General features: G+C 65.8%; 9 protein-coding genes. 5 read left to right on the top strand and 4 right to left on the bottom strand.

The features are described 5' to 3' along the window. The first annotated feature begins 119 nt into the window (after positions 1 to 119). Genes J0H39_11850 through J0H39_11860 form a run of 3 tightly spaced genes read left to right on the top strand, consistent with a single transcriptional unit; the run spans position 120 to position 4,489 of the window. On the top strand, positions 120 to 2,291 hold the full coding sequence (locus J0H39_11850; protein MBN9497439.1) for a type I secretion system permease/ATPase: 2,172 nt from the start codon (positions 120 to 122) through the stop codon (positions 2,289 to 2,291). A 2-nt stretch (positions 2,292 to 2,293) separates the two neighbouring features. Then, positions 2,294 to 3,613, top strand: a complete 1,320-nt coding sequence (locus J0H39_11855; GenBank protein ID MBN9497440.1) for an HlyD family type I secretion periplasmic adaptor subunit — start codon at positions 2,294 to 2,296, stop codon at positions 3,611 to 3,613. Positions 3,614 to 3,625: 12 nt separating this feature from the next. Next, positions 3,626 to 4,489, top strand: coding sequence for a SapC family protein (locus J0H39_11860; protein ID MBN9497441.1), 864 nt, complete (start codon positions 3,626 to 3,628; stop codon positions 4,487 to 4,489). A 76-nt stretch (positions 4,490 to 4,565) separates the two neighbouring features. On the opposite strand, the gene J0H39_11865 is transcribed toward J0H39_11860, so the two are convergent. Genes J0H39_11865 through J0H39_11875 form a run of 3 tightly spaced genes read right to left on the bottom strand, consistent with a single transcriptional unit; the run spans position 4,566 to position 20,273 of the window. Then, on the bottom strand, positions 4,566 to 15,560 hold the full coding sequence (locus tag J0H39_11865) for a tandem-95 repeat protein (GenBank protein ID MBN9497442.1): 10,995 nt from the start codon (positions 15,558 to 15,560) through the stop codon (positions 4,566 to 4,568). Beyond that, positions 15,557 to 15,967 carry a tandem-95 repeat protein gene (locus J0H39_11870; protein MBN9497443.1) on the bottom strand — a complete coding sequence of 137 codons (411 nt, stop codon included), beginning with the start codon at positions 15,965 to 15,967 and terminating at the stop codon, positions 15,557 to 15,559. The genes J0H39_11865 and J0H39_11870 overlap by 4 nt, the downstream gene beginning before the upstream one ends. After that, complete coding sequence (locus J0H39_11875) at positions 15,867 to 20,273, bottom strand: tandem-95 repeat protein (protein ID MBN9497444.1); 4,407 nt, start codon at positions 20,271 to 20,273, stop codon at positions 15,867 to 15,869. The genes J0H39_11870 and J0H39_11875 overlap by 101 nt, the downstream gene beginning before the upstream one ends. Positions 20,274 to 20,885: 612 nt before the next feature. On the opposite strand from J0H39_11875, the gene J0H39_11880 reads away from it, so the two are divergent. Then, entirely contained in the window at positions 20,886 to 21,059 is a 174-nt protein-coding gene (locus J0H39_11880) for a hypothetical protein (GenBank protein MBN9497445.1), read from the top strand. A 3-nt stretch (positions 21,060 to 21,062) separates the two neighbouring features. On the opposite strand, the gene J0H39_11885 is transcribed toward J0H39_11880, so the two are convergent. Next, on the bottom strand, positions 21,063 to 22,673 hold the full coding sequence (locus J0H39_11885) for an FAD-dependent oxidoreductase (protein ID MBN9497446.1): 1,611 nt from the start codon (positions 22,671 to 22,673) through the stop codon (positions 21,063 to 21,065). A 52-nt stretch (positions 22,674 to 22,725) separates the two neighbouring features. Between J0H39_11885 and J0H39_11890 the strand changes: the two genes are divergently transcribed. Next, entirely contained in the window at positions 22,726 to 23,922 is a 1,197-nt protein-coding gene (locus J0H39_11890; GenBank protein MBN9497447.1) for an FAD-binding oxidoreductase, read from the top strand. The last annotated feature ends 35 nt before the right edge of the window (positions 23,923 to 23,957 follow it).

The following is a 23,957-nucleotide window of genomic DNA, read 5'->3' on the forward strand; positions in this document are numbered from 1 at the left end:
TGCAATATCCGAAAATTTTAGGGAACCTTTAACGTTAACCGGATATCGTCCGATGATCCGCCGAACCCATCCGCTTGAAGAATCCCGGGTGGGGATGGAAGCGGAGGAGTTCGTTTGACGTGAACGCGACACCGCCCCCGTCCGAAGCCGAACCGGCGCCGCAGCGCCGGCGGGGAACGCTCGCCGCCTGCTTCCCGGCGATCGCCAAGCATTTCGATCTGGCCGACGCGGCCGCCGCCCTCGTCCAGGCCGCCGACACGCCCGCCGCCTTCGTCGAGAATTGCGCCAAAATCGGCATTGAGGCCGAAGCGCGCACGATGATGCTGGAGGCGATCCCGCGCCAGCCCCTTCCCGCCGTGCTGCTGTTGAAAAACGGCGAGGCGGCGATCGCGGCCGACGCCAAGCCCGACGCTTTGCGCGTCTATTGGCCCGAAGACGACCGCTTCGAATGGTACGGCTTCGAGGATCTCGGCAAGATCTACGCGGGCGCTTGCGTGTTCGCGCAGTTGCGCCGCAAGCCCGACGAGGAAGACGTCGAGGAAAAAACCGCGCCGCCGCGCGGCAAGCGCTGGTTCTGGCAGGCGCTGTTCCTCGCCTGGCCCACCTATATTCACGTGCTGCTCGCCTCCGTCGTCGTCAACGTGATGGCGACCGTGGCGCCGATGTATTCGATGAGCGTTTACGACCGCGTCGTGCCCAACGGCGCCATCGAGACGTTGTTCGTGCTCTCGTCGGGCATCCTGCTCGTCTATCTGTTCGATTTCGCGATCCGCATGCTGCGCGGTTATTTCGTCGACCACGCGGGCAAGAATGTCGACGCGCTGCTCGCCAGCCGCATCTTCGACCAAGTGATCCGCATCCGGCTGGAGGCGCGCCCGCCGACCGCCGGCGGCTTCGCCAACAACCTGCGCGAATTCGAATCGCTGCGCGAGTTCTTCTCCTCCGCCACGGTCAACACACTGGTCGATCTGCCCTTCGTGGTGATGTTCCTGGCGCTGATCTGGTGGATCGGCGGCTGGCTGGTGCTCACGCCGCTAATCGCCATTCCGCTGGTGCTGCTTGTCGGTGTGCTGATCCAGATCCCGCTCGAACGCGTCGTCAAGCAAGCGATGGCGCTGGCGGCGTTGCGCCACGGCGTGCTGGTCGAAACAATCTCGGGCCTTGAAACCATCAAGGCCGTCGGCGCGGGCGACAAAATGCAGCAGCGCTGGGAAGCGTCGGTCGGCGCTTCGGCCGAAGCGGCGGTCAAGTCGCGCACTTGGTCGTCGCTGGCGATCAACTTCTCGTCGCTGGCGCAGAACCTGACGACGATGATCATGATCGTCCACGGAGTCTATCTGTTCGTCGAGATGTCGCTGACGACCGGTGCCTTGATCGCCTGCACGATGCTCGCGGGCCGCGCGATGGCGCCGATCGGCCAGATCGCCGCCCTGCTCACGCGTTTGAAGCAAAGCCAAGCCTCGCTGCAAACGCTCGATCAGATCATGAAGCTGCCGCAGGAAGGCAATTCCAAGAAGCGCTATCTGGAGCGCACGGGCCTGACGGGCGAGATCGAGTTCCGCAACGTGTCCTTCGCCTATCCGGGTCAAGGCAACGAAGTGCTGCGCAACGTGAGCTTCACGATCCGCCCGGGCGAGCGCGTGGGTATCGTCGGGCCGATCGGCTCGGGCAAAAGCTCGATCCTCAAACTCATTCTCGGTCTCTACACCGCCAAAGAAGGCCAGATCATGGTCGGTGGTGCCGATATCCGCCAATTGGCGCCCGAAGATCTGCGCAAGCATATCGGTTGCGTGCCGCAGGACGTGGTGCTGTTCGCGGGCTCGGTGCGCGAGAATATCTCGCTGGGGGCCCCCCTGGCGGACGACGCGCAAATCCTGGAAGCCGCCCAGCTCGCGGGCGTCGACGAATTCGTGCGCCAGCATCCGGAAGGCTATGACTGGGCCGTGGGCGAACGCGGCGAGCGCCTGTCCGGTGGCCAGCGCCAAGCGATCGCGCTGGCGCGCGCGCTGCTGTTGAAGCCGCGCGTGCTGGCGATGGACGAGCCGACCTCGGCGATGGACCAAGGCTCCGAACAGGCGATGAAGATCCGCCTGGAGGAAGTTCTCGACGGCCGCACGCTGGTGCTGATCGCGCATCGCCCGTCGCTGCTCACCCTCGTTTCGCGCCTGATCGTCGTCGATCGCGGCCGCATCATCGCCGACGGTCCGCGCGAACGCGTGCTCGATGCGCTGGCCAAGCGCCGCACGCCGCCGCAAGGCGGCGGACGCGCGGTCGAACGCGTGGGGAATTGAGCATGTCGCTTCCCGCGCGCGCCCTCCCCCCGCCCGACCGGCTTTCCGGCGCGTTGATCACGCCGCCCGCCGGCGGCGCTCTGTTCCTGATCGCGGTCGCGGCGCTGATCGTATCGCTGGGCGCCTGGGCGGCGGTCGGCAAGCTCGATACCTACGCGTCCGGCCAAGGCAAGGTCGTGCCGTCGCTGCAGATCCAGCGCATCCAGAATCTCGAAGGCGGCATTCTCGAACGGCTCTATGTCGGCGAAGGCGATCGCGTCACCGTCGGCCAGATGCTCGCGCGCATCGACGACATCGCCTTCGCGTCGGAATTGCAGCAGAACCGGCAGAAATATCTCGCGTTGATGGCGGCCGCGTCGCGCCTGGAAGCGGAAGCGGCGGTGCGCCCCAACGTCACCTTCCCCGAGGAAGCGCTGCGCGAAGGCGTTTCCTTCGTCGAGACCGAACGTTCGCTGTTCGCCGCGCGCAAGGAAGAACTCGACGCCGCGCGCGAAGGTCTCGGCCGCAACCTCGCCCAGCGCCAGCAGGAGCTGCGCACATTGGTCGATCGGGAGATTTGGCTGTCGCGCAGCCTCGACCTGTCCAATCGCGAGCTCGAGATCGTGCGCGAAGTGGCCGAGCGCGGCTATCGCTCGCAGCTCGATCTTCTGCGCCTGCAACGCCAGTCGAACGAGATCGAAGGCCAGCTGCGCACGACGCGCTTCCAGATACCGGGTTTGCGCGCGGCGATCGCCGAAGTCGAAGCCAAGCTCGACGAGCGCGGCCGCACCTATCAGCGCGAAGCCTCGACCGAACTCGCCCGCGTGCGCGCCGAATTCTCGGCGACCGCCGAAATTCTGCGCTCGATGGCCGATCGCGTCGCGCGCCGCGACGTGCGCTCGCCGGTCGCAGGCACCGTGAAGCAGATCGCCGTGCGCACCATCGGCGGCGTGCTCGAACCCGGCTCCGTCATCATGGAAATCGTCCCCGGCGAGGACGAATTGCTGGTCGAGGCGCGCGTGCGCCCGATGGATATCGCCTTCGTCCATATCGGCCAGGAAGCGCTTGTGAAAATCACCGCCTACGATTTCTCCATCTATGGCGGGATCAAGGGCGTTGTTTCGGCGATCAGCGCGGACTCGATCCCCGACGACAAGGGCGAGCCCTGGTTCCTGGTGCGCGTGCGCGCCGACCGGATGGCTTTGGGGACCCCCGATCGGCCGTTGCCGATTTCCCCCGGTATGACCGCACAAGTCGATATCGTTACTGGCGAACGGACGATCTTGCAGTATCTTCTGAAGCCGATCCTCAAGACGACCGACCGCGCAATGACGGAACGATAAACCGGGGAAACAATGGCCGAAAAACCGACCCGCCCACCCGCCGCCAAACAAGCCGCCAAACCGGCGGCCAAACCGGCGCCCGCACCCGCGAAGGCGCCCGCGCCGGCAGCCGCCTCCGCCCCGGCGATCCGCGAAGCCGCCCCTTCGGGCGACATGCCGCCGCTCTATGCCCGCGTGCGGCCGATCGATCCCCAGCGTCACGAGCAATTCGCGGTGCTGGAAACCCGCGATTTCAAATTCGCCGCCAAGACCCGCGCCGTGCCGATCACGGGTGCCGAATTCCCGGTCGCGGCGCGCGAATACCCCATCGTGTTCGTGACCAAGCCGTCGCCGATGGCGGCCGTGCTGGTCGGCCTGCGCGCCGACGAGAATCTCTATGTCGGCGACGACGGCAAATGGCGCCAGGGCGCCTATATGCCCGCCTATTTGCGCCGCTACCCCTTCCTGATCGCGCAGTCGAACGACGGCCAGCGCCTGATCCTTTGCATCGACGAAGGCTCGCCGCTGGTCTCGACCGAACAAGGCATGCGCTTTTTCGAGAACGGCAAGAAATCGGCGTATCTCGACCGCATGCTGCAATTGGGAGCCGATATCCATCGCGACCAGGTGCGCACCGCGCAGATCGTCAAACTGCTCGGCGATCTGGGCCTGCTGATCGAACGCCGGATCGAAGCCAAGCTCGCCAGCGGCGAGACGGTGGGCTTCCAGGGTTTCGGCATCGTCGACGAGCGGAAATTGAACGAACTGCCCGACGACAAGTTCCTGGAGCTGCGCAAATCGGGCGGGCTCGGCCTCGTCTATCTGCACCTCGTCTCGTTCGCCAATCTGCGCCATTTGGGCGATATCGCGGTTCAACGCGGCAAGAAAACCGCCTAAGCCGGCGCAACGCCTGAACGACGAAGGACGGCTTCTCGCGAAGCCGCCCTTTTTCTTTGCGCGATAGACCCGCCGATTACGGCGTCGAGCTTTGCTGCGCCGTGATCGCGTGCTGGCTGAGCAGATCGTCGATCGAGGTCTGCACGCCGACCAGCAACACGCCCCATTCCGGCGTCGCGGAGCCTTCGCTCGTCACCCCGATATAGGTGCCGCCCGCACCCGCGTCGTATTGCGCGGTCAGCATCGCCGCCCAATCCGCGGGCACGTCGGCGCCGAACAACGCCGTGACGTCGATCGTATCCTCGGCCGCCTGGAAGCCGACGACGGTGTCGGGCGCATCGCCCGCCCCTTCGTCGATCGCCGTGACGACGACATTGTCGTGCACGTAGTCCTGAAGGTTCCAATTGCCCGACAACACGCCGGGGCCGGCCGAATGCTCGGCCTCGCCGTAGAGATCGATCGTGTGCGTGGCTTGCGTGACGCCGCCGAAGCCGTCGTCGACTTGGTAGACGAAGCTCTGCGGCCCCACGGCGTTGCCGCTGGGCTGATAGTTGAAGCTGCCGTCGGCGTTGAGCGTCAGCAGGCCGTCGGCCGGCCCCGAGATCAGCGAGAAAGTCAGCGCGTCGTCTTCCGCGTCGCTCGCCAGGATCTGGCCCGTGATCGGCCCTTGCGAGAGCAAGGCCGTTTCGTGGCTCGGGGAGTCGATCACCGGCGCGTCGTTCGGCGTGACTGTGATCTCGACCCAGCGTTGTTCCGATTGCGCGTTGAAATACGCGGTCACCAGGAACCGGTCGGTGCCGGTGAAGCCGTCGTTCGGCGTATAGACGAACGTGCCGTCGGGATTGAACGACAGCGTGCCGTTCGAGGCCCAGGAATCCTGGGTGTACGCCGTGCCGTCGGCGCTGCCGCCGATATAGCCGGACAGCGTGTGACCGCTATCGGTCGTCAGGCCTTGCGTCCAGATCATCTGATCGACGACCGACGACACGTAGATGCTGGGCGCTTCCAGCGTGACGATGCCGCCGTCGGCGTCGGTGACCGTGTAGGAGAACGTATCCCAGCCGTAATAATTGGCGTTGGGCGTGTAGATGAAGTCGCCGTTCGCGTCGAGCGTGACCGTGCCGTGCGCCGCCTGTCGCGCGACCGCGAAGGCGAGGTCCTGGCGCGCGGTTTCGACGTCGCTGACGAGCGCCGCGCCCGTCTCCGGATTGACGCCGAGATTGCCGCTATACGTCGTGTCTTCCGCGATCGCGATATGGGTGTAGTTGCTGCCGGTCGGCAGATCGTTGACCGGCGTGATCGTGAAGGTGAGCAGCACCGGCTCGGACACGAAGCCTTCCTTGTCGGTCAGGCGCATATGCACCGTCGCCGTGCCGTACCAATCGGGGTCAGGGCGGAAGGAGAACGTGCCGTCGAGCGCGATGTCGAGATAGCCTTCCGCGAGATACGCGTTCTCGCCCGGCGCGTCGATCCACCAGTAATCGGTGCCCATTTCGCCGCCGTCGGGATCGTAGCCTTCGAGCTTGCCGGTGATCACCGTATCCTCGGTGCCCGTGAAGCTCTGCGGCCAAGTGACCGGCGGGTCGCCGACATTGGCGACCGCGATCGTCGACGTCAGCGTCGACGAAGCGCCCGTCGTATCCGTGACGACATAGGTGAAGCTGACATTGCCGTAGTAATCGGCCGGCGGCGTGAACGTGAAGGTGCCGTCGTTGTTCAGCGTGAATTCGCCGATATCGGGCCCGTCGACCAGCGTGAATCCGGCGATGCCGCCGCCGTCCGGGTCGCGGGCGTCGACACGGCCGGAGATCGTCGTGTCCTCCAGCATGCCGAAGTTCAACTGATCGACGCGCGGGCCGTCGTCGACCGGCAGGATGTCGATCACGACGGGAATTTGCGTGCCCACGCCGTTCGCGTCCCACAGGATCAGCGAAAGATCGGCCGTGCCGTTGGCGTCCGCGTTCGGGGTGAAGGTCAGCGACTGACCGTCGGCCGACCAAGCGTAGCTGCCCAAGGGCGAGCTCCACGTGCCCGACGACACGCCGAACGCCAAGCCGTCGGGATTGACGACGTTGACCGGGAAGGTGATCGGGCCGGAATCCTCGTCGATCGTGATGTGGATCGGATCGAGGCGCGGCACGTCGATCACCGAGGCGACCGCCAGCGAGATCGTCTGCGTTTGCGTGGCGCCGTACACGTCGGTCAACGTGATCTGGAAGCTGTCGTTGCCGTGATAATTCTCGGCCGGCGTGAAGACGAAATTGCCGTTGGGCCCCAGCATCAGCGTGCCGTGATCGGGGCCGTCGGCCAGCGCGTAGGTGAAGGCGTGGCCCTCGGGATCGACGATCCCGAGATTGCCGTTGAGGACGGTGTCCTCGTCCAGCGCGAACGACGTGTTGGTGGCGACCGGCGCGTCGTTGTCGCCGACCAGCGTCAGCGACACGGTCGCGGTGGCCGTACCGCCCTTCCCGTCCGACACGACATAGGTGAAGGCGTCGGTGCCGTCGTAACCGTTGGCGGGCGTGTAGACGAAGCTGCCATTGGGCGCGATCGTCACCGTGCCGTGCGACGGGCCGCCATTCGCGGCCAGGGCGAAGGTCAGCGCGTCGCCGTCCACGTCCTGTCCGGTCAGCGTGCCGGCGACCGGCGCGCTGTTGAGCGATACGGCGTCGAAACCGACGGTGGTCGGCGCGTCGTTGACCGCGGCGACCTGGATCGTCTGCACGACGTTGGTCACGCCGCCATGGCCGTCGCTGACTTGGTAGACGAACGTGTCGGTGCCGTTGTAGTTCGCCGACGGCGCGTAGGTGTAGCTGCCGTCCGACGCGAAGGTCAGCGCGCCATGCGTCGGCGCCGACACCAGCGTGTAGCTCAGCGCGTCGCCGTCCAAGTCGGTCGCGATCACGCGGCCGGTGACGACCGTATCTTCGATCCCGGCGATCGGCGCCGTATTGGCGACCGGCGCGTCGTTGACGGCGGCGAGATTGATCGTGACGGTCGCGGTGGTGATGCCGCCGTTGCCGTCCGACACGCGATAGGTGAACGAGTCCGTGCCGTTGTAGTTGGCGTGCGGCACGTAGGTGTAGCTGCCATCGGCCGCCATCGTGACCGTGCCGTGCGCCGGCCGGCCCGAAGCGGGCACCGAGAAGGTCAGATTGTCGCCCTCGATATCCGTCGCCGTCACCTGGCCGATGATCGCCGTATCTTCGGTGCCAGCGACCGTTGCGTTCGGCGCGACCGGCGCGTCGTTGACGCTGGCGACGCTGATCGCCACGGTCTGCGTGACCGTGCCGCCATTGCCGTCGCTGACCGTGTAGGTGAACGTGTCGGTGCCGTGATAATTCGCGGCCGGCGTGTAGAGATACGTGCCGTCCGGCTGCAGGTCGAGCGTGCCATGCGTCGGCCCTTGGCCCGGCGCCAGCGCGAAGGTCAGCGTATCGCCATCCGCGTCGTTCGCCACCAAGCGCCCGGCGAGGACCGTATCCTCGTTGACCGCCAGCGCGGTCGTGCCCGCGACCGGCGCATCGTTGACGCCCGCGACGTTGAGCGTGACCGTCGCCGTGGCGAAGCCGCCCTTGCCGTCGCTGACTTGATAGGTGAACGAGTCCGTGCCGCTATAGTTCGCGGCCGGCACATAGGTGAACGAGCCGTCGAGATTGAGCGTCAACGCGCCGTGCTGAGGCGCGCCGTCGGCGGCGAGCGAGTAGCTGAGCGCGTCGCCATCCACATCGGTCGCGGCGAGCTGACCGGCGATCACATGATCCTCGGTGCCGTTCAGATCCTGGCCTTGCGTCGCCGGCGTGTCGTTCACCGCCGCGATATCGAGCGCCACGGTCTTGGTCGCCGTGCCGCCATTGCCGTCGTTGACCTGATAAGTGAACGAGTCCGTGCCGTTGAAATTCGCGGCAGGCACATAGGTGTAGCTGCCGTCGGGCTGGATCGTCAGCGTGCCGTGCGCGGGAGCACCACCGGGGGCCAGCGCGAAGGTCAGCGCGTCGCCATCGACGTCGCTCGCGGTCAAACGGCCGGCGAGCGTCGTGTCTTCGGTGCCCGACGCGCTGACGGTCAGCGCGATCGGCGCGTCGTTCACCGGATCGACGACGATCTTCAGCGAGCCCGAGGTCTCGGCGCCCCACGCGTCGCGCGCGTGATAATAGACGTCGAGCTGGCCGTTCCAATCGGCGTTCGGCACGAAGGTGAACGAGCCGTCGGGGTTGAACGACAACTGGCCGTTCGACGCGTCGTAGCCGAACGGCAGGTAATACGTGATCGCATCGCCGTCGGGATCGGTCGCCGACAGCTGGCCGGAGATCGCGTTGTCTTCCTGGCCCGTCGCGGTCGTCGGCGTCGTGACCGGCGCGTCGTTGACCGGCGTGACGGTGAAGGAAACGGTGCCGATCGTCGTGGCGCCGTTGGCATCCGTCACCGCGACCTGGAAGCTGTCGTTCCCGGCGAAATTCGGATTCGGCACGTAGGTGTAGGTGCCGTTGGCACCCAGCACGACCGTGCCGTTCTGCGGCGCGCCGCCGTCGGCGATCGCGACCGTGAGCGTATCGCCATCGACATCGCCGTATTGAAGCACGCCGGCGGAACCGGCGCCTTCCGCGATCGTGATCGATTTGTCGTTGAACCACGGCGCGTCGTTGACCGGGGTCAGATGAATATAAATGCGGCTTTGCACCGTCTCACCCGACGGATCGCTGACCGTGTAGTCGAAATAGGCGACCGGACCGTCGGCGTTCGCCGCGGGCGTATAAACATAGGTGCCGTCGGGATTGAGCGTCAGCCCCGCGGGCGGCGCGCCGACCAGCGCGAAGGTCAATTGATCGCCGTCGATGTCGGAACCCGGCAACGTGCCGGACATCACGATATCTTCGGTGCCTTGCAGGATCGTGTAGGCCGAGGCTTCGGGCGAATCGTTGACCGGTGCCACCATCACGTTGACGACGCCGCGCGTCACACCGCCATTGCCGTCCGACACTTCGTAGGCGAAGGAATCCGAGCCGTTGAAGTTCGGCGCCGGCGTGTAGCTGAACGAGCCGTCGGGATTGAGCGTGACCGTGCCGTGCGCCGGGGCGCCATCCGACGCCAGCGCGAAGCTCAGCGCGTCGCCGTCGACATCGGTCGCCGCGACCTGACCGGTGATCGCGGGCGCGTCTTCCTGGCCGTTGGCCGTCGTCGGCTGCGCGACCGGCGCGTCGTTGACCGACGCGACCGAGATCGTGACCGTGCCGGTGGTCGTGCCGCCGTTCCCGTCGCTGACCGTGTAGGTGAAGCTATCGGCGCCATGATAATTCGCGGCCGGCGTATACGCGTAAGTGCCGTCGGCGTTCAGCGTGACGGTGCCGTGCGCCGGCGCGCCGTTCGCGGCCAGCGCGAAGCTCAGCGCGTCGCCGTCCACATCATGCGCGGTGACGCGGCCGAACAACGGCTCATCCTCGTCGGTCTGCGCGGTCGAATTGGTCGTCGTCGGCGCGTCGTTGATCGCCGCGACATTGACCGAGACCGTGCCCGTGACCGTGCCGCCCTTCCCGTCGCTGACGGTATAGGTGAAGCTATCGGTGCCGTTGTAGTTCGCGGCCGGCGTGTAGACGAACGTGCCGTCCGGATTGAACGTGACGGCGCCGTGGGCCGGACCGCCATTCGACGCGAGGCCGAAGGTCAGCGTGTCGCCGTCCACGTCGTGACCGGTGACCTGCCCCGAGATCGTGCCGTCCTCGTTGCCCGAGACGATCGCGCCCGACGTCGTCGGCGCGTCGTTGGCCGGGCTGATCGACACGGTGATCGCACCGGTGACCGTGCCGCCCTTCCCGTCCGACACCGTGTAGGTGAAGGAGTCGTTGCCGTTGAAATCGGCGGCGGGCGTGTAGGTGTAACTGCCGTTCGGGTTGATCGTGACGGTGCCGTGCGCGGGGCCGCCATTCGCGGCGAGACCGAAGGTCAGCGCGTCGCCGTCCACATCGTTCCCGGCGAGTTGACCGGTGACGACCGTATCTTCAGCACCCGAAGCCGTGCCGCCCGTCGTCGTCGGCGCATCGTTGACCGACGCGACATTGACCACGATCGTGCCGGTGGCGGTACCGCCCTTGCCGTCGCTGACCGTGTAGGTGAACGCGTCGGTGCCGTGATAATTCGCCGCGGGCGTATAGGTGTAGCTGCCGTCCGGCGCGATCGTGACCGTGCCATGGGCGGGCGCGCCGTTCTGCGCCAGCGAGAACGTCAGCGGATCGCCGTTGGGATCCTGCGCGACCAGCTGGCCGGTCGTGGCGGAATCTTCCGTGCCATCGACGACGCCGCCGGCCGTGACCGGATCGAGATTCACTTCGTCCACGACGACCGAGGCGCTGTCGCTGCCAGTCGTCGTGCTGGTGCCGTCCTTCGCCGTGGCGGTCGCGGTCACGTCCAGCGTGCCCGTGAAGCCCGGCGGCGTGGTCAGCGACAGCGTGCCGAGCTGCGATGGCGTCAGCGAATACGAACCGTCGCCGTTCGGCGCGATCGTGTTGCCGTTGGCGTCCTTCAGCACCGAACCGGCGGGAATGCCGGTCAGCGTCACGCCGGTGATCGTCTCGCTGCCGTCGCGATCGGACGGCGACGCGCTGACATTCAGCGGATAGGTGCTGGTCGAATTGTTCTCGGCCGTCCACGCCGTGGTCGTGTTCACATCGTTGAAATCGTTGTCGCCGCCCCCGGCCAGATCTTCCCAGTTCTGGTTGCCGGGATTGCCGTTGTCGATGACCTGGACGAAGCCGCCCGCGTTCAACACCGGCTTGTCGAACAACACGTTGGCGCCGTTGCCTGTCAGCGTGTTGCCTTGCGCGTCGGTCGCGATCCACTTGCCATCGGAACCCTGGCTGAAGGTGATCGCTTCGCCGTTCTGGATTTCGCCGGGGTTGTTGTTCGAGCCGTTCGGGATCACGAAGAAGCCGACGCGATCGGCATCGAGGCCCGCGATCGTCGCGGTCTGCCCGACCGTCGCGTTCATGTTCGCCCAGATGATGCCGCCGCTGACCGGCTGGCCGGAATCGTTCAGTACGTAATAGCCGTAGCTGTTGTTGTAGCCGGCCGAACCGCCATGATTGGTGACGGTGACGCCGCTGGTGCCGTCGTTCACGCTCGGCGTGCCGAAGCCGATATCGACATTCGGCACGTCGGCGACCGCCGCCACATCGACGGAAACCGTCGCGGTCGTCGTGCCGCCATTGCCGTCGCTGACTTGGTAGGTGAACGAGTCCGTCCCCGCCCAATCGGCATCCGGCGTGTAGGTGTAGGAACCGTCCGGATTGACCGTGACACTGCCATGTGCCGGGCCGCCATTGTCGGCCAGCGTGAAAGTCAGCGCGTCGCCATCCACATCCGTCGCAGTCAATTGACCGGTGACGACGTTGTCTTCGGCGCCCGAAGCGGTGGTGTTCGCCGCGACCGGCGTATCGTTGACCGCCGCGACGTTGACCGAGACGGTGCCCGTGATCGTGCCGCCGTTACCGTCCGAGACGGTGTAGGTGAAGCTGTCCGTGCCGTTGAAGTTCGCGGCCGGCGTGTAGCTGAACGACCCGTCGGGATTCATGGTGACGGTACCGTTGGCCGGCGCGCCATCGACCGCGAAGCTCAGCGCATCGCCATCCACATCATGGCCGGTGACTTGACCGGCGATCGAACCGTCTTCCTGGCCCGCGAGCGTCGCGCCCGAGGTGGTCGGGGCATCGTTCACGTTGGCGACGTTGAACGAAACGGTACCGACCGTCGTGCCGCCCTGCCCGTCGCTCACCGTATAGTGGAAGCTATCGCGGCCGACATAGTTCGCGTCCGGAACATAGGTGTACGTGCCGTCCGGATTGATCGTCACGGTCCCATGGGTCGGGCCGCTGCCGTCGCGCAACGCGAAGCTCAACGCGTCGCCGTCCGTGTCGGAGGCGATCAACGTGCCCGTCACGCTGCGGTCTTCCAACGTCTCGACATGACCGCCGATCGTGATCGGATTGTCGTTGGCGTCCGCCCCGAAAGTCACCATCACGGTGCCGAGAGTCTGCGTGCCCCGGCCGTCATCGACCGCGTAAACGAATTCGACCGTACCCGTGAACCCGGGATTGGGTACCAGCACGAAGGTGCCGTCGGGGTTGATCGTCAACGACGCGTAATTCGCGTCGGGCGCATCGTCGGGATTCTCGAACTGGAACGCGCCGAAGGTCAGCGTGTCGCCTTGCGCATCGACGCCGACCAAGCGGCCCGAGACGGCCTCGTCCGTACCGGCCGAAACCAGCGTCAATTCCGGCGTATTCGGCGCGTAATTCCAGGAATCGCTGCCTGCAACATTCATCACGCCGGTCGTGACGCCGCCTCGCCCGTCGTCGATCGTGAAGCTGAACGTGTCGCCGCCGGGCGGGATCGGCCCGTTCGGAACATAGGTGTAGGTGCCGTCCGTATTGACGGTAACAGTGCCGTAAGCCGGCGCGCCATCCGGCGCCAGCGCGAAAGTCAGCGCATCGCCATCGGCATCGACGCCGCCAAGCGTTCCGACGATCGTGTTATCGGCGCCGAACAGGTAAACCCCGCCCGCCGCGATCGGATCGGTGTTGGGCGCGGCCATCACCTCGATCGAGAAGACGCCTTGCGTCGTTCCGCCATTTCCGTCGTTGACGGTGTACACGAACGAGTCCGAACCGACATAGTCGGCGGCGGGCGTGTAGCTGAACGTTCCGTCCGGATTGACCGTCACGGTGCCGTGCGCGGGACCGCCGTTCTGCGCCAGACCGAAGGTCAGCGCATCGCCGTCGATGTCGTCGCCGCGAAGACGCAGATTGAGGGTGGTGTCCTCGACGATGCTGGCCGAGCCACCGGCGGTCGTCGGCGCATCGTTCACGGCCGCGACGTCGAGCGTGATCGTGCCCGTCGTCGTGCCGCCGTTGCCGTCGCTCACCGTATAGGTGAAGCTGTCGGTGCCGTTGAAATTCGCCGCCGGCGTATACGAATAAGAACCGTCCGAATTCACCGTGACGACGCCGTTTGCCGGACCGCCGTTCGGCGCGAGCGCGTAGGTCAGCGCATCGCCATCGACATCGGTGGCGGCGAGCTGGCCCGCGATCGTGTTGTCTTCGCTGCCCGGCACCGTCACGTCGGCCGTCACCGGCGCATCGTTGACGGCGGCGACGTCGACCGAGATCGTGCCGGTGGACGTACCGCCATTCCCGTCGCTCACCGTATAGGTGAAGCTGTCGGTGCCGTTGAAGTTCGCGGCGGGCGTATAGGTGTAGCTACCGTCCGGATTGACCGTGACCGTGCCGTTCGTCGGCGCACCGTTCGGCGCCAGACCGAAGGTCAGCGCATCGCCATCGACGTCCGTCGCGGTCAATTGACCGGTGACGACGTTGTCTTCGGCGCCCGAAGCGATGGTGTTCGCCGCGACCGGCGCGTCATTGACCGCCGCGACATTGACCGAGACCGTGCCCGTCGTCGTGCCGCCGTTCCCGTCGGAGACGGTGTAAGTGAAGCTGTCGGTGCCGTTAAAGTTTGCGGCGGGCGTGTAGCTGAACGACCCGTCCGGGTTCATCGTCACGGTGCCGTTGGCCGGCGCGCCATCGACCGCGAAGCTCAGCGCATCGCCATCGACATCGTGGCCGGTGACTTGGCCCGCGATCGTGCCGTCTTCCTGACCCGCGAGCGTCGCGCCCGAAGTGGTCGGCGCATCGTTCGTCGGATCGACGGTGACGCTGATCGAGCCCGTCGTCACGCCACCGTTACCGTCGCTCACCGTATAGGTGAAGCTGTCGGTGCCGTTGAAGTTCGCGGCGGGCGTATAGGTGTAGCTGCCGTTCGGATTGATCGTGACCGTGCCGTTGGTCGGACCGCCGTTGGGTGCCAGACCGAAGGTCAGCGCGTCGCCATCCACATCGGTCGCGGCGAGTTGGCCAGTGACCACCGTATCTTCGTCGCCGTTCGCCATGCCGCCAGCGGTCGTCGGCGCATCGTTGACCGCCGCAACGTTCACGGAGACCGTGCCCGTCGTCGTGCCGCCATTGCCGTCGCTCACCGTATAGGTGAACGAGTCCGTGCCGTTGAAGTTCGGCGCGGGCGTGTAGCTAAACGACCCGTCGGGGTTCATCGTCACGACGCCGTTGGTCGGCGCGCCATCGACCGCGAAGCTCAGCGCGTCGCCGTCGATATCCACGCCCGTCACTTGGCCCGCGATCGTGCCGTCTTCCTGGCCCGCGAGGATCGCGCCCGAAGTGGTCGGCGCATCGTTCGTCGGATCGACGGTGACGCTGATCGAGCCCGTCGTCACGCCACCGTTACCGTCGCTCACCGTATAGGTGAAGCTGTCGGTGCCGTTGAAGTTCGCCGCCGGCGTGTAGGTGTAGCTGCCGTCCGGGCTGACCATGACGGTGCCGTTCGTCGGCGCACCATTCGGCGCCAGACCGAAGGTCAGCGTGTCGCCGTCCACATCGGCGGCCGCGAGTTGGCCGGTAACCGAACCATCTTCCGCGACATCGGCCGTGCCGCCAGCCGTCGTCGGCGCATCGTTGACCGCCGCGACGTTCACGGAGACCGTGCCCGTCGTCGTGCCGCCGTTCCCGTCGGAGACGGTGTAAGTGAAGCTGTCGGTGCCGTTGAAGTTCGGCGCGGGCGTGTAGGTGAACGTGCCATCCGGATTGAACGTGACCGCACCGTTGGACGGCGCACCATCGACCGCGAAGCTCAGCGCATCGCCGTCGATATCCATGCCCGTCACTTGGCCCGCGATCGAACCATCTTCCTGGCCCGCGAGCGTCGCGCCCGAAGTGGTCGGTGCATCGTTCGCCGGATCGACGATGATCGAGATCGAACCGGTGGTGACGCCACCATTCCCGTCGCTCACCGTATAGGTGAAGCTGTCGGTGCCGTTGAAGTTCGCGGCCGGCGTATAGCTATACGAACCGTCCGGGTTAACCGTGACCGTGCCATTCGTCGGCGCGCCGTTCGGCGCGAGGCCGAAGGTCAGCGCGTCGCCATCGACATCCGCACCAGCCAACTGGCCGGTGACCACCGTGTCTTCGTCGCCGTTCGCCGTGCCGCCCGAGGTCGTCGGCGCGTCGTTCACCGCCGCGGCGTGTAGGTGAACGACCCGTCCGGGTTCATCGTCACGGTGCCGTTGGCCGGCGCGCCATCGACCGCGAAGCTCAGCGCATCGCCGTCGATATCCATGCCCGTCACTTGGCCCGTGATCGAACCATCTTCCTGGCCCGCGAGCGTCGCGCCCGACGTCGTCGGCGCATCATTCGTCGGGTCGACGGTGATCGAGATCGAGCCAGTGGTCGTGCCACCGTTCCCGTCCGAGACGGTGTAGGTGAAGCTGTCGGTGCCGTTGAAGTTTGCGGCCGGCGTATAGCTATACGAACCGTCCGGGTTAACCGTGACAGTGCCATTCGTCGGCGCGCCGTTCGGCGCGAGGCCGAAGGTCAGCGCGTCGCCATCGACATCCGCACCAGCCAACTGGCCGGTGACCACCGTGTCTTCGTCGCCGTTCGCCGTGCCGCCCGAGGTCGTCGGCGCGTCGTTCACCGCCGCTGAAGCTGTCCGTGCCGTTGAAGTTCGGCGCGGGCGTGTAGCTGAACGACCCGTCGGGATTCATCGTGACGGTGCCGTTGGACGGCGCACCATCGACCGCAAAGCTCAGCGCATCGCCATCGATGTCGAGGCCTGTGACCTGACCGGCGATCGAACCGTCTTCTTGGCCCGCGAGCGTCGCGCCCGAAGTGGTCGGTGCATCGTTCGCCGGATCAACGGTGATCGAGATCGAGCCAGTGGTCGTGCCACCGTTACCGTCGCTCACCGTATAGGTGAAGCTGTCGGTGCCGTTGAAGTTCGCGGCCGGCGTGTAGGTATAAGAACCGTCCGGGTTAACCGTGACCGTGCCGTGCTGCGGCGCGCCATTCTGCGCCAGACCGAAGGTCAGCGCATCGCCGTCCACATCGGTGGCCGCGAGTTGACCCGTGACAGTCGAATCTTCGTCACCATTCGCCGTGCCGCCAGCGGTCGTCGGCGCGTCGTTGACGGCCGCGACGTTGACCGACACGGTGCCGGTGGTCGTGCCACCGTTCCCATCACTCACCATATAGGTGAACGAGTCCGTGCCGTTGAAGTTCGGCGCGGGCGTGTAGCTGAACGACCCGTCCGGGTTCATCGTCACGGTGCCGTTGGCCGGCGCGCCATCGACCGCGAAGCTCAGCGCATCGCCATCGATATCGACGCCCGTCACTTGGCCCGCGATCGAGCCATCTTCTTGGCCCGCGAACGTCGCGCCCGAAGTGGTTGGCGCATCATTCGCCGGATCAACGGTGATCGAAATCGAACCGGTGGTGACGCCACCGTTCCCGTCCGAGACGGTGTAGGTGAAGCTGTCGGTGCCGTTGAAGTTCGCGGCCGGCGTATAGCTATACGAACCGTCCGGGTTCACCGTGACCGTGCCGTTCGTCGGCGCGCCGTTCGGCGCCAGACCGAAGGTCAGCGTGTCGCCGTCCACATCGGCGGCCGCGAGTTGACCCGTGACAGTCGAATCTTCGTCACCATTCGCCGTGCCGCCAGCGGTCGTCGGCGCGTCATTGACGGCCGCGACATTGACCGAGACCGTGCCCGTCGTGGTGCCGCCGTTGCCATCGCTCACCGTATAGGTGAACGAGTCCGTGCCGTTGAAGTTCGGCGCGGGCGTGTAGCTGAACGACCCGTCCGAGTTCATCGTCACGGTGCCGTTGGCCGGCGCGCCATCGACCGCGAAGCTCAGCGCATCGCCATCAACATCGTGGCCGGTGACTTGACCGGCGATCGAACCGTCTTCCTGGCCCGCGACCGTCGCCGACGACGCCGTCGGCGCATCGTTGACCGGGTTCACGCCGACTGTAATCGTGCCGAGCGTCGTACCGCCCTTGCCGTCGCTCACCTGATAAGTGAACGAGTCAGAGCCGTTGAAGTTCGCGGCGGGCGTGTAGGTGTAGCTGCCGTCCGGGTTAACCGTGACCGTACCGTTGGCCGGACCGCCGGTGGGTGCCAGCCCGAAGGTCAGCGTGTCGCCGTCCGCATCGCTCGCGGCAAGCTGGCCGGTGATCGCGGTGTCTTCGTTGCCGGTGGCCGTGCCGCCCGATGTCGTCGGCGCATCGTTGACCGCCGCGACATTGATCGTGACCGTGCCGGTCGCCGTGCCGCCCTTGCCGTCGCTGACGGTGTAGGTGAACGCGTCCGAGCCGTTGTAATTCGGCGCCGGCACGTAATTGAACGTGCCGTCCGGATTGAACGTGACCGTGCCGTGCGTGGGCGACCCGTTCGGCGTCAAACCGAAGGTCAACGTATCGCCGTCCACATCCGAAGCCTGCACGCGGCCGCCGATCGAGCCGTCTTCCTGCGCGCTATAGGTCGCGTTCGACGTGGTCGGCGCGTCGTTGACCGGCGACACGTTCACCGAGACCGTGCCGGTGGTGACGCCGCCATTGCCGTCGGACACGCGATAGGTGAACGAGTCCGTGCCGTTGAAATTCGCGTGCGGCACGTAGGTGTATGTGCCGTCGGGATTGACCGTCACCACGCCATGCGCGGGCATGCCGTTGGGCGCCAACGCGAAACTCAGCGCGTCGCCATCCACATCCGTCGCCGTCAGGCGGCCGGTGACGTTGCTGTCTTCGGTTCCGGCCGTCGCACCGCCAACCGTGAGCGGCGCGTCGTTCACCGGCGCCACGTTCAACGTGACGGTCGCAGTGTCCGTGCCGCCCTTCCCGTCGCTGACCGTGTAGGTGAAGCTGTCCGTGCCGTTGTAATCGGCGGCCGGCGTGTAGGTATACGAACCGTCCGGATTGATCGTGACCGTGCCGTGCGCGGGCCCGCCGTTCTGCGCCAGCGCGAAGGTCAGCGCGTCGCCATTCGGATCGGTCGCCGACAACTGGCCGGTGATCGCGTGATCTTCCGTGCCGCTACCCGTGCCGTTCGCGGCGTCGGGGGCCGCGTTGTAGCCGAGATTGCCCGTCGGCACGACTACGCCGTTGAGGAATTCGAGGAATTCGACATTGACCAGCGTGTCGGTGCCGTCCGCCGAACCGGGGCGCGCGTCGGTGACGACGAGTTCGCCCAGCGAATTGCGCGAGAACACGTAGTCGGTGATGTAGCTCGAATAGACCGACGTGTCGGTGCCGGCACCGCCGTCGATGCGGTCATTGCCCGCCCCGCCGATGATTCGGTCGTTGCCGCCCATCTGCGCCGTGTCGGGCACCACGGCGGTCGTCGTGATCGCGCGGATCAGGAAGTCGGAACTGTCGTCGGTGATCGAACCCTGCGCCGTGGCGCCCGACGCGGTGACGTAAGGGCCCGCCCACATCACCAGCGTGTCGAACACCGCGTTGCCCGGCGGATCGATCGTGAAGCTGAAATCGCCCGACGTGCCGGTCGCGATGACGCGCCCTTCGGCGACGACGTTGCCGTCGTTGAGGATGCGCCAGAACGCCTGCTCGGATTTGTTGTAATCCGTGCTGGTCTGCGCGCTGTAGAACCAAGCGAGACTGACATTGGCCGAGGCGACGTCGCCCGGCAGCGCCACCGAAACGGTTTCGGAAACGCGGCTGACAGGATCGTAACCCGTTTCGGCTTTGATCGACGGGCGCGAGGCCTGGTTGCCCGAAGCGCCCATACCGTCGTTGGTGAAACCGACATTCGACGCCGAACCGGCGCCGAGTTGCCCGTTCGCGCCGATATTCTGCGCGGTGACGTTGACGCCCGCCCAAGTCGACTGGCCGCCGCCGCCATAGCTGTTAGTGACGGTAATCGTGGCGCCTTCGTTGCCCGCACCGCCGAAGATCAAATCGTCGCCCGCACCGCCGATCAGCAGATCGTTGCCGCGCCCGCCGTCGATCGTGTCGTTGCCGTCGCCGCCGGACAGCGTGTCGCGGCCCGAGCCGCCGAACAGATTGTCGTTGCCCGTACCGCCGAGGATGCTGTCGTTGCCGGCATTGCCCCACAGCACGTCGTCGCCGGCGCCGCCGTCGATCGTCACGTCGCCATAGCTGAAGCGCGTGCTGGTGAGATCGACGACGTCGTTGCCGTCGCCCGCATTGATCACCTCGACGTTGCGGATGCGCGCCCCTTCCGACGGCGTATCGCTATAGGGATCGTCGAGGAACAGCGCGTCGTTGGCCGAGGAAAGCAGGATCGTGTCGGTGCCAGCACCGCCGTCGAACACGTCGTAGCTGCGCACGTTGCCGAGGATCGTCACGCGCTCGTTCGTGCCCGCAGCACCGGGGTCGCCGACATTCAGCGCCACCCAGCCGCCCGGCCAGGTCGAATCGACCGAGCCCATCAGCGTGTCGTTGCCGTCGCCGCCGAGGATCCAGTCCGAGCCCGTGCCGCCGGTCAGCGTGTCGTTGCCCGCACCGCCATCGAGCTTGTCGTTGCCCGCTTCGCCGAACAGCTGATCGTTGCCCTTGCCGCCGGAAATCGTGTCGTTACCCGAACCGCCGCGGATCACGTCGTTGCCGTTGCCGCCGGTGATGACGTCGTTGCCGGTCGAGCCGGTCGGATTGGTGGAGACGACCGACGAGAACTGGAACGTCGACGCGAAATTATTCGGGTTGTTGAAGTAGCTGGAGCTGAAATTGGTCAGGCGCAGGCTGGTCGACGATCCGACGAAACTCAGCACCGTGTCGGCGCCGTCGCGATCGATCATCAGGCTCGACGAAGTCAGTCCGGATCCTTCGAAGCGCAAAATCGCGCCGCTCGTGAACCCGTCGATGACGAGGTCTTGCCCCAACCGGATCGTATAAATTTCGCCTTGGGCCATTTTTTTCCGCGCTTCCGTTCGTTGGCGTTGCCGCCCCGAAGTTTTTGTCGTTGCCCGCCCCTTGGAACCGCCCCCGGCCAGCCGCCAAATTGCGGGTGTGGCCCTTCGGTCCCAACTGCCCAGATTCCGACCTCGCTACATTATTAGCGCTGCCTGAAGGGGTCAATATAAGACTATCAAATGGTCTTGGATTGTTTAGGTCGATAGTGAATCATTAAAAAACAGATACTTAACCTACACGCACTGGTTATTGACCTACTAATCAAATCGGATATCGAGATTCTGACACCTCGATACCCGATTATGCCTATAAATTAAGCATATCTTGAATTTTGATATTCGTATTTTTATTCAATATGTTATAGATCATTTCACAACTCACCTCTTAGCCGCTATTTCGACAATTTTTGCGGCGATTTTGGACTTTCACGCCACGTCGCACGGCTGCGGCAAATTATCCCGCTCCTCGCCCTCTCTCCCGGCCTGGAGTCGAAAGCCGCCCATTTCCGCAAAATTCTTCCCGATGTTGACCTGCATCAATGTGCCGCGAGGCCGATCGCCGCATTTTGTCGCCGAGGCTCGAAGTCGAGCCGTCTCAAGGGGAGAGACAAAATGGACACCGCCGAACTCGTCTATCTGTGCTTCGCGATCGCCGCCTTCGTGACCTTCGCGGTCACGCTGTTCTTCGTCACGCGCGAAGACGCCGCGCGCCGCGACGGCCAGTTCGTAAAGGACGCCGATCCGGTGAACGAGAACGCCGTGCCGACGATCCGTCACGCGGCCTAGTTTTCAACGGTGCGCGCCGAACGCGTCGGCGCGCACCGGCCGTAGCGGAAAGCGATAGCTGGGCGGTTCGTCCGCCCCGATCGCCGCCTGGACCGCCGGATGACAAGTCCGGCCCTGGCAAAATCCCATCCCGGCCCGCGTCGCGAGCTTCGCCTCGCGCGGGCCCGACAAACCCATCGCCGCGGCGCGCGAAATCTCGCCGCGCGTCACCGCTTCGCAGCGGCAGACGATCGACGCCGCATCGCCCGCCGGCATATCGGCACGCGCCCAATTTCCAAGTACCCGCGCAGCGTGCATAAACTTCTCCCGCCTTTCGCGCGCGGCCGACGCCGCGCGGGCAAGCTCCGTGCTGGGAATGCGGCCCTCGGCTTCGATGATCGCGGCGGCCGTAATCACGCCATCGCACAACGCCACCTCGACGCCGCCAATGCCGCGCGTTTCGCCGATCGCGTAAATCCCGCTTTGCGACGTCGCCCCTTGCGCATCGACCCGCGCATGCCAACCGCCGAGCAGCGGATCATGCGCGAGCGCCGCACCTGCTTGCGCGGCGAGTTCGATATTGGGCCGCAAGCCCAAGCTCGTCCCGACGACGGCCACGTCGAAGCGCCGGCCGCCGCTGGCCGACACGCGCAACGCCTCGCCATTGCGCTCGATGCGCTCGATCCGGGAACCCCGCAAAATCGGCACGCGTGCCGCGCGCAATTTCCATTCGTATTTCAGCGCTTGGCGGAACAGGCCGGGGGCCGTCGATAGCGCCTTTAAAACGTCGATGGAAGGCCACGGCGCGGCATCGACGACCGCAACGGGCCGAACGCCGGACACAACCAGATCATGCGCGACGACGTAAAGCAGCGGCCCCGCGCCCGCGAGCAAGACGGGCCCGTCCGGGATCACGCCGTCTGCTTTGGCGAGGATCTGCAAGGCGCCGAGATTGACCACGCCGGGCAGCGTCCAGCCCGGAATGGGGTTCGGCACTTCCAACGCGCCCGCCGCAATCACCAGATGGCGCGCACGCGAAATCGTCCCGCGCCCGTCGCGGTCGGCAAGCATCAGCGCGCCATCGGCGCCGCGACCCAACACTTCGTAGCCGGCCCGATGGTCGATGCGATCCTTCGTGGCGGTCAACCGCGATCGCAGCCAAGCGCCGCCGCCCTGCTCGGCATCGAAACGTTTGCGCCAGATCTGCCCGCCCGCCGCCGCATTGTCGTCGATCAGCGTGACGCGCAAGCCTTCGGCGGCCAGCGCCAACGCGCAAGCCCCGCCCGCCGGCCCCGCGCCGACGACGGCCACTTCCGCGTCGATTTCAACCGGGGTTTGTATCGGCCGCGCCGGTGCGCGCGCCGCTGCGGTCGAGATTTTCATGCCCGGCGCCACCGATACCCGGCACGCGCGCGCGTCGGGCACGCCGTCGATCGTGCAGGCGCATTGAAAGCACGATCCCATCATGCAGGCGGGCCCGCGCGCTGCACCCTTGGGATCGGCGCCGAACGCGGCGATTCCGGCGGCGAGCATCGCGGCGGCGGCACTCTCCCCCGTCCGGGCGGGGATGCGCGCACCATCGACCTCGATTTCGAGATCGGCGGAATCGTGACGGCGGCGGAAGGGCTTGGACATCGGAAGCGGAACCTGTCACGGATTCCGGGTCGCCGCCAACACGTACGAGAACATGCGTCGCATCGAAACGGACATCGCCATTTTCGGCGCCGGGATCATGGGGGCGGGTTGCGCCTACGAACTCGCCAAGGCGGGAAAGCGTGTCCATCTGGTCGACCGCGGTTTGCCCGCCGGCGGTACGTCGGGCGCTTGCGACGGCTTCGTCTCCGTCTCGACCAAGACGCCGGGCCCCGCCATGACGCTCGCCATCGCCAGCCAAAAGCTGTGGCGCGATTGGGCGGCGGAGCTCGGCGCCGAACGCGTCGAGTATCACATCACCGGCGGTTTGATGCTGATCGAAGCGCCCGATGAAATCGCCAAGATGGAAGCGCATACTTCGCTGCTGACCGGCCAAGGCATCGCGGCGCGATTGGTCGATCGCCAAGCGATGCTGGCGATCGAGCCCGAATTGTCGCCCGAGCTTCACGGCGCGGTCGATGTGCCGAACGAAGCGGGCGTCACGCCCTATCTCGCCACTCTCGCCTTGCTCGATGCCGCGCGCGCGAAAGGTGCCGTGACATCCTGGAAGACGCGCCCGCTCGAATTCGACATCGCGGGCGGCCGGATCGCATCGGCCACGCTGGAAGATTCCGAGGGCGGGCGCTTCCGACTCGCCGCCGAGCATTTCGTGTTCTGCGCGGGCATCTGGAGCCGCGATCTTGGCGCGCTGATCGGGCTCGATCTGCCGGTCATTCCACGGCGCGGCGAATTGCTGGTGACGGCGCGCGGGCTTCCTCTCGCCAAACGCTTCCTCGTTTCGGCGCGCTATCTCACCGCCAAGCTCGATCCGGATCTCGCCGCCAAGTCCGACGATCCGCTGATCCGCATGGGCTACGGATTCACACTGGAAGCCACGCCCCACGGCCAGCACCTGATCGGCAACACGCGCGCCTTCGTCGGCTACGACCGCAGCGTGTCGGATGACGGCTATCGCACCATTCTGACCGAAGGCGCCAAGCGCGTCCCCGCCCTCGCCCAAGTTTCCATCCTGCGCGCCTTCGCCGGTTTGCGGCCCTTCGTGCCCGACAAGAAGCCGCTGCTGGGCAGAAGCGCCACATATGCCAATCTTTTGGTCGCCGCCGGGCACGAAGGCGACGGCATCACGCTATCCGCCGTCACCGCCAAGTCTATTTGCGCTTTGGCGCTGGGAAATACGCCGCCCGTTTCGCTTGCCGGGTTCGAACCGGATCGCTTTCTGGCCGCCGCCTAGACTTCGCCCCATTTCAAGGCGACAATCGCCGTCGA

It is taken from the genome of Alphaproteobacteria bacterium, assembly GCA_017308135.1.
Classification (GTDB): domain Bacteria; phylum Pseudomonadota; class Alphaproteobacteria; order CACIAM-22H2; family CACIAM-22H2; genus Tagaea.

Excerpts from the sequence above, each read along its gene's own strand:
- J0H39_11855 (MBN9497440.1), top strand. The coding sequence starts at position 2,294 with ATGTCGCTTCCCGCGCGCGCCCTCCCCCCGCCCGACCGGCTTTCCGGC.
- J0H39_11860 (MBN9497441.1), top strand. The coding sequence starts at position 3,626 with ATGGCCGAAAAACCGACCCGCCCACCCGCCGCCAAACAAGCCGCCAAA.
- J0H39_11875 (MBN9497444.1), bottom strand. The coding sequence starts at position 20,273 with ATGGCCCAAGGCGAAATTTATACGATCCGGTTGGGGCAAGACCTCGTC.
- J0H39_11880 (MBN9497445.1), top strand. The coding sequence starts at position 20,886 with ATGGACACCGCCGAACTCGTCTATCTGTGCTTCGCGATCGCCGCCTTC.
- J0H39_11885 (MBN9497446.1), bottom strand. The coding sequence starts at position 22,673 with ATGTCCAAGCCCTTCCGCCGCCGTCACGATTCCGCCGATCTCGAAATC.
- J0H39_11890 (MBN9497447.1), top strand. The coding sequence starts at position 22,726 with ATGCGTCGCATCGAAACGGACATCGCCATTTTCGGCGCCGGGATCATG.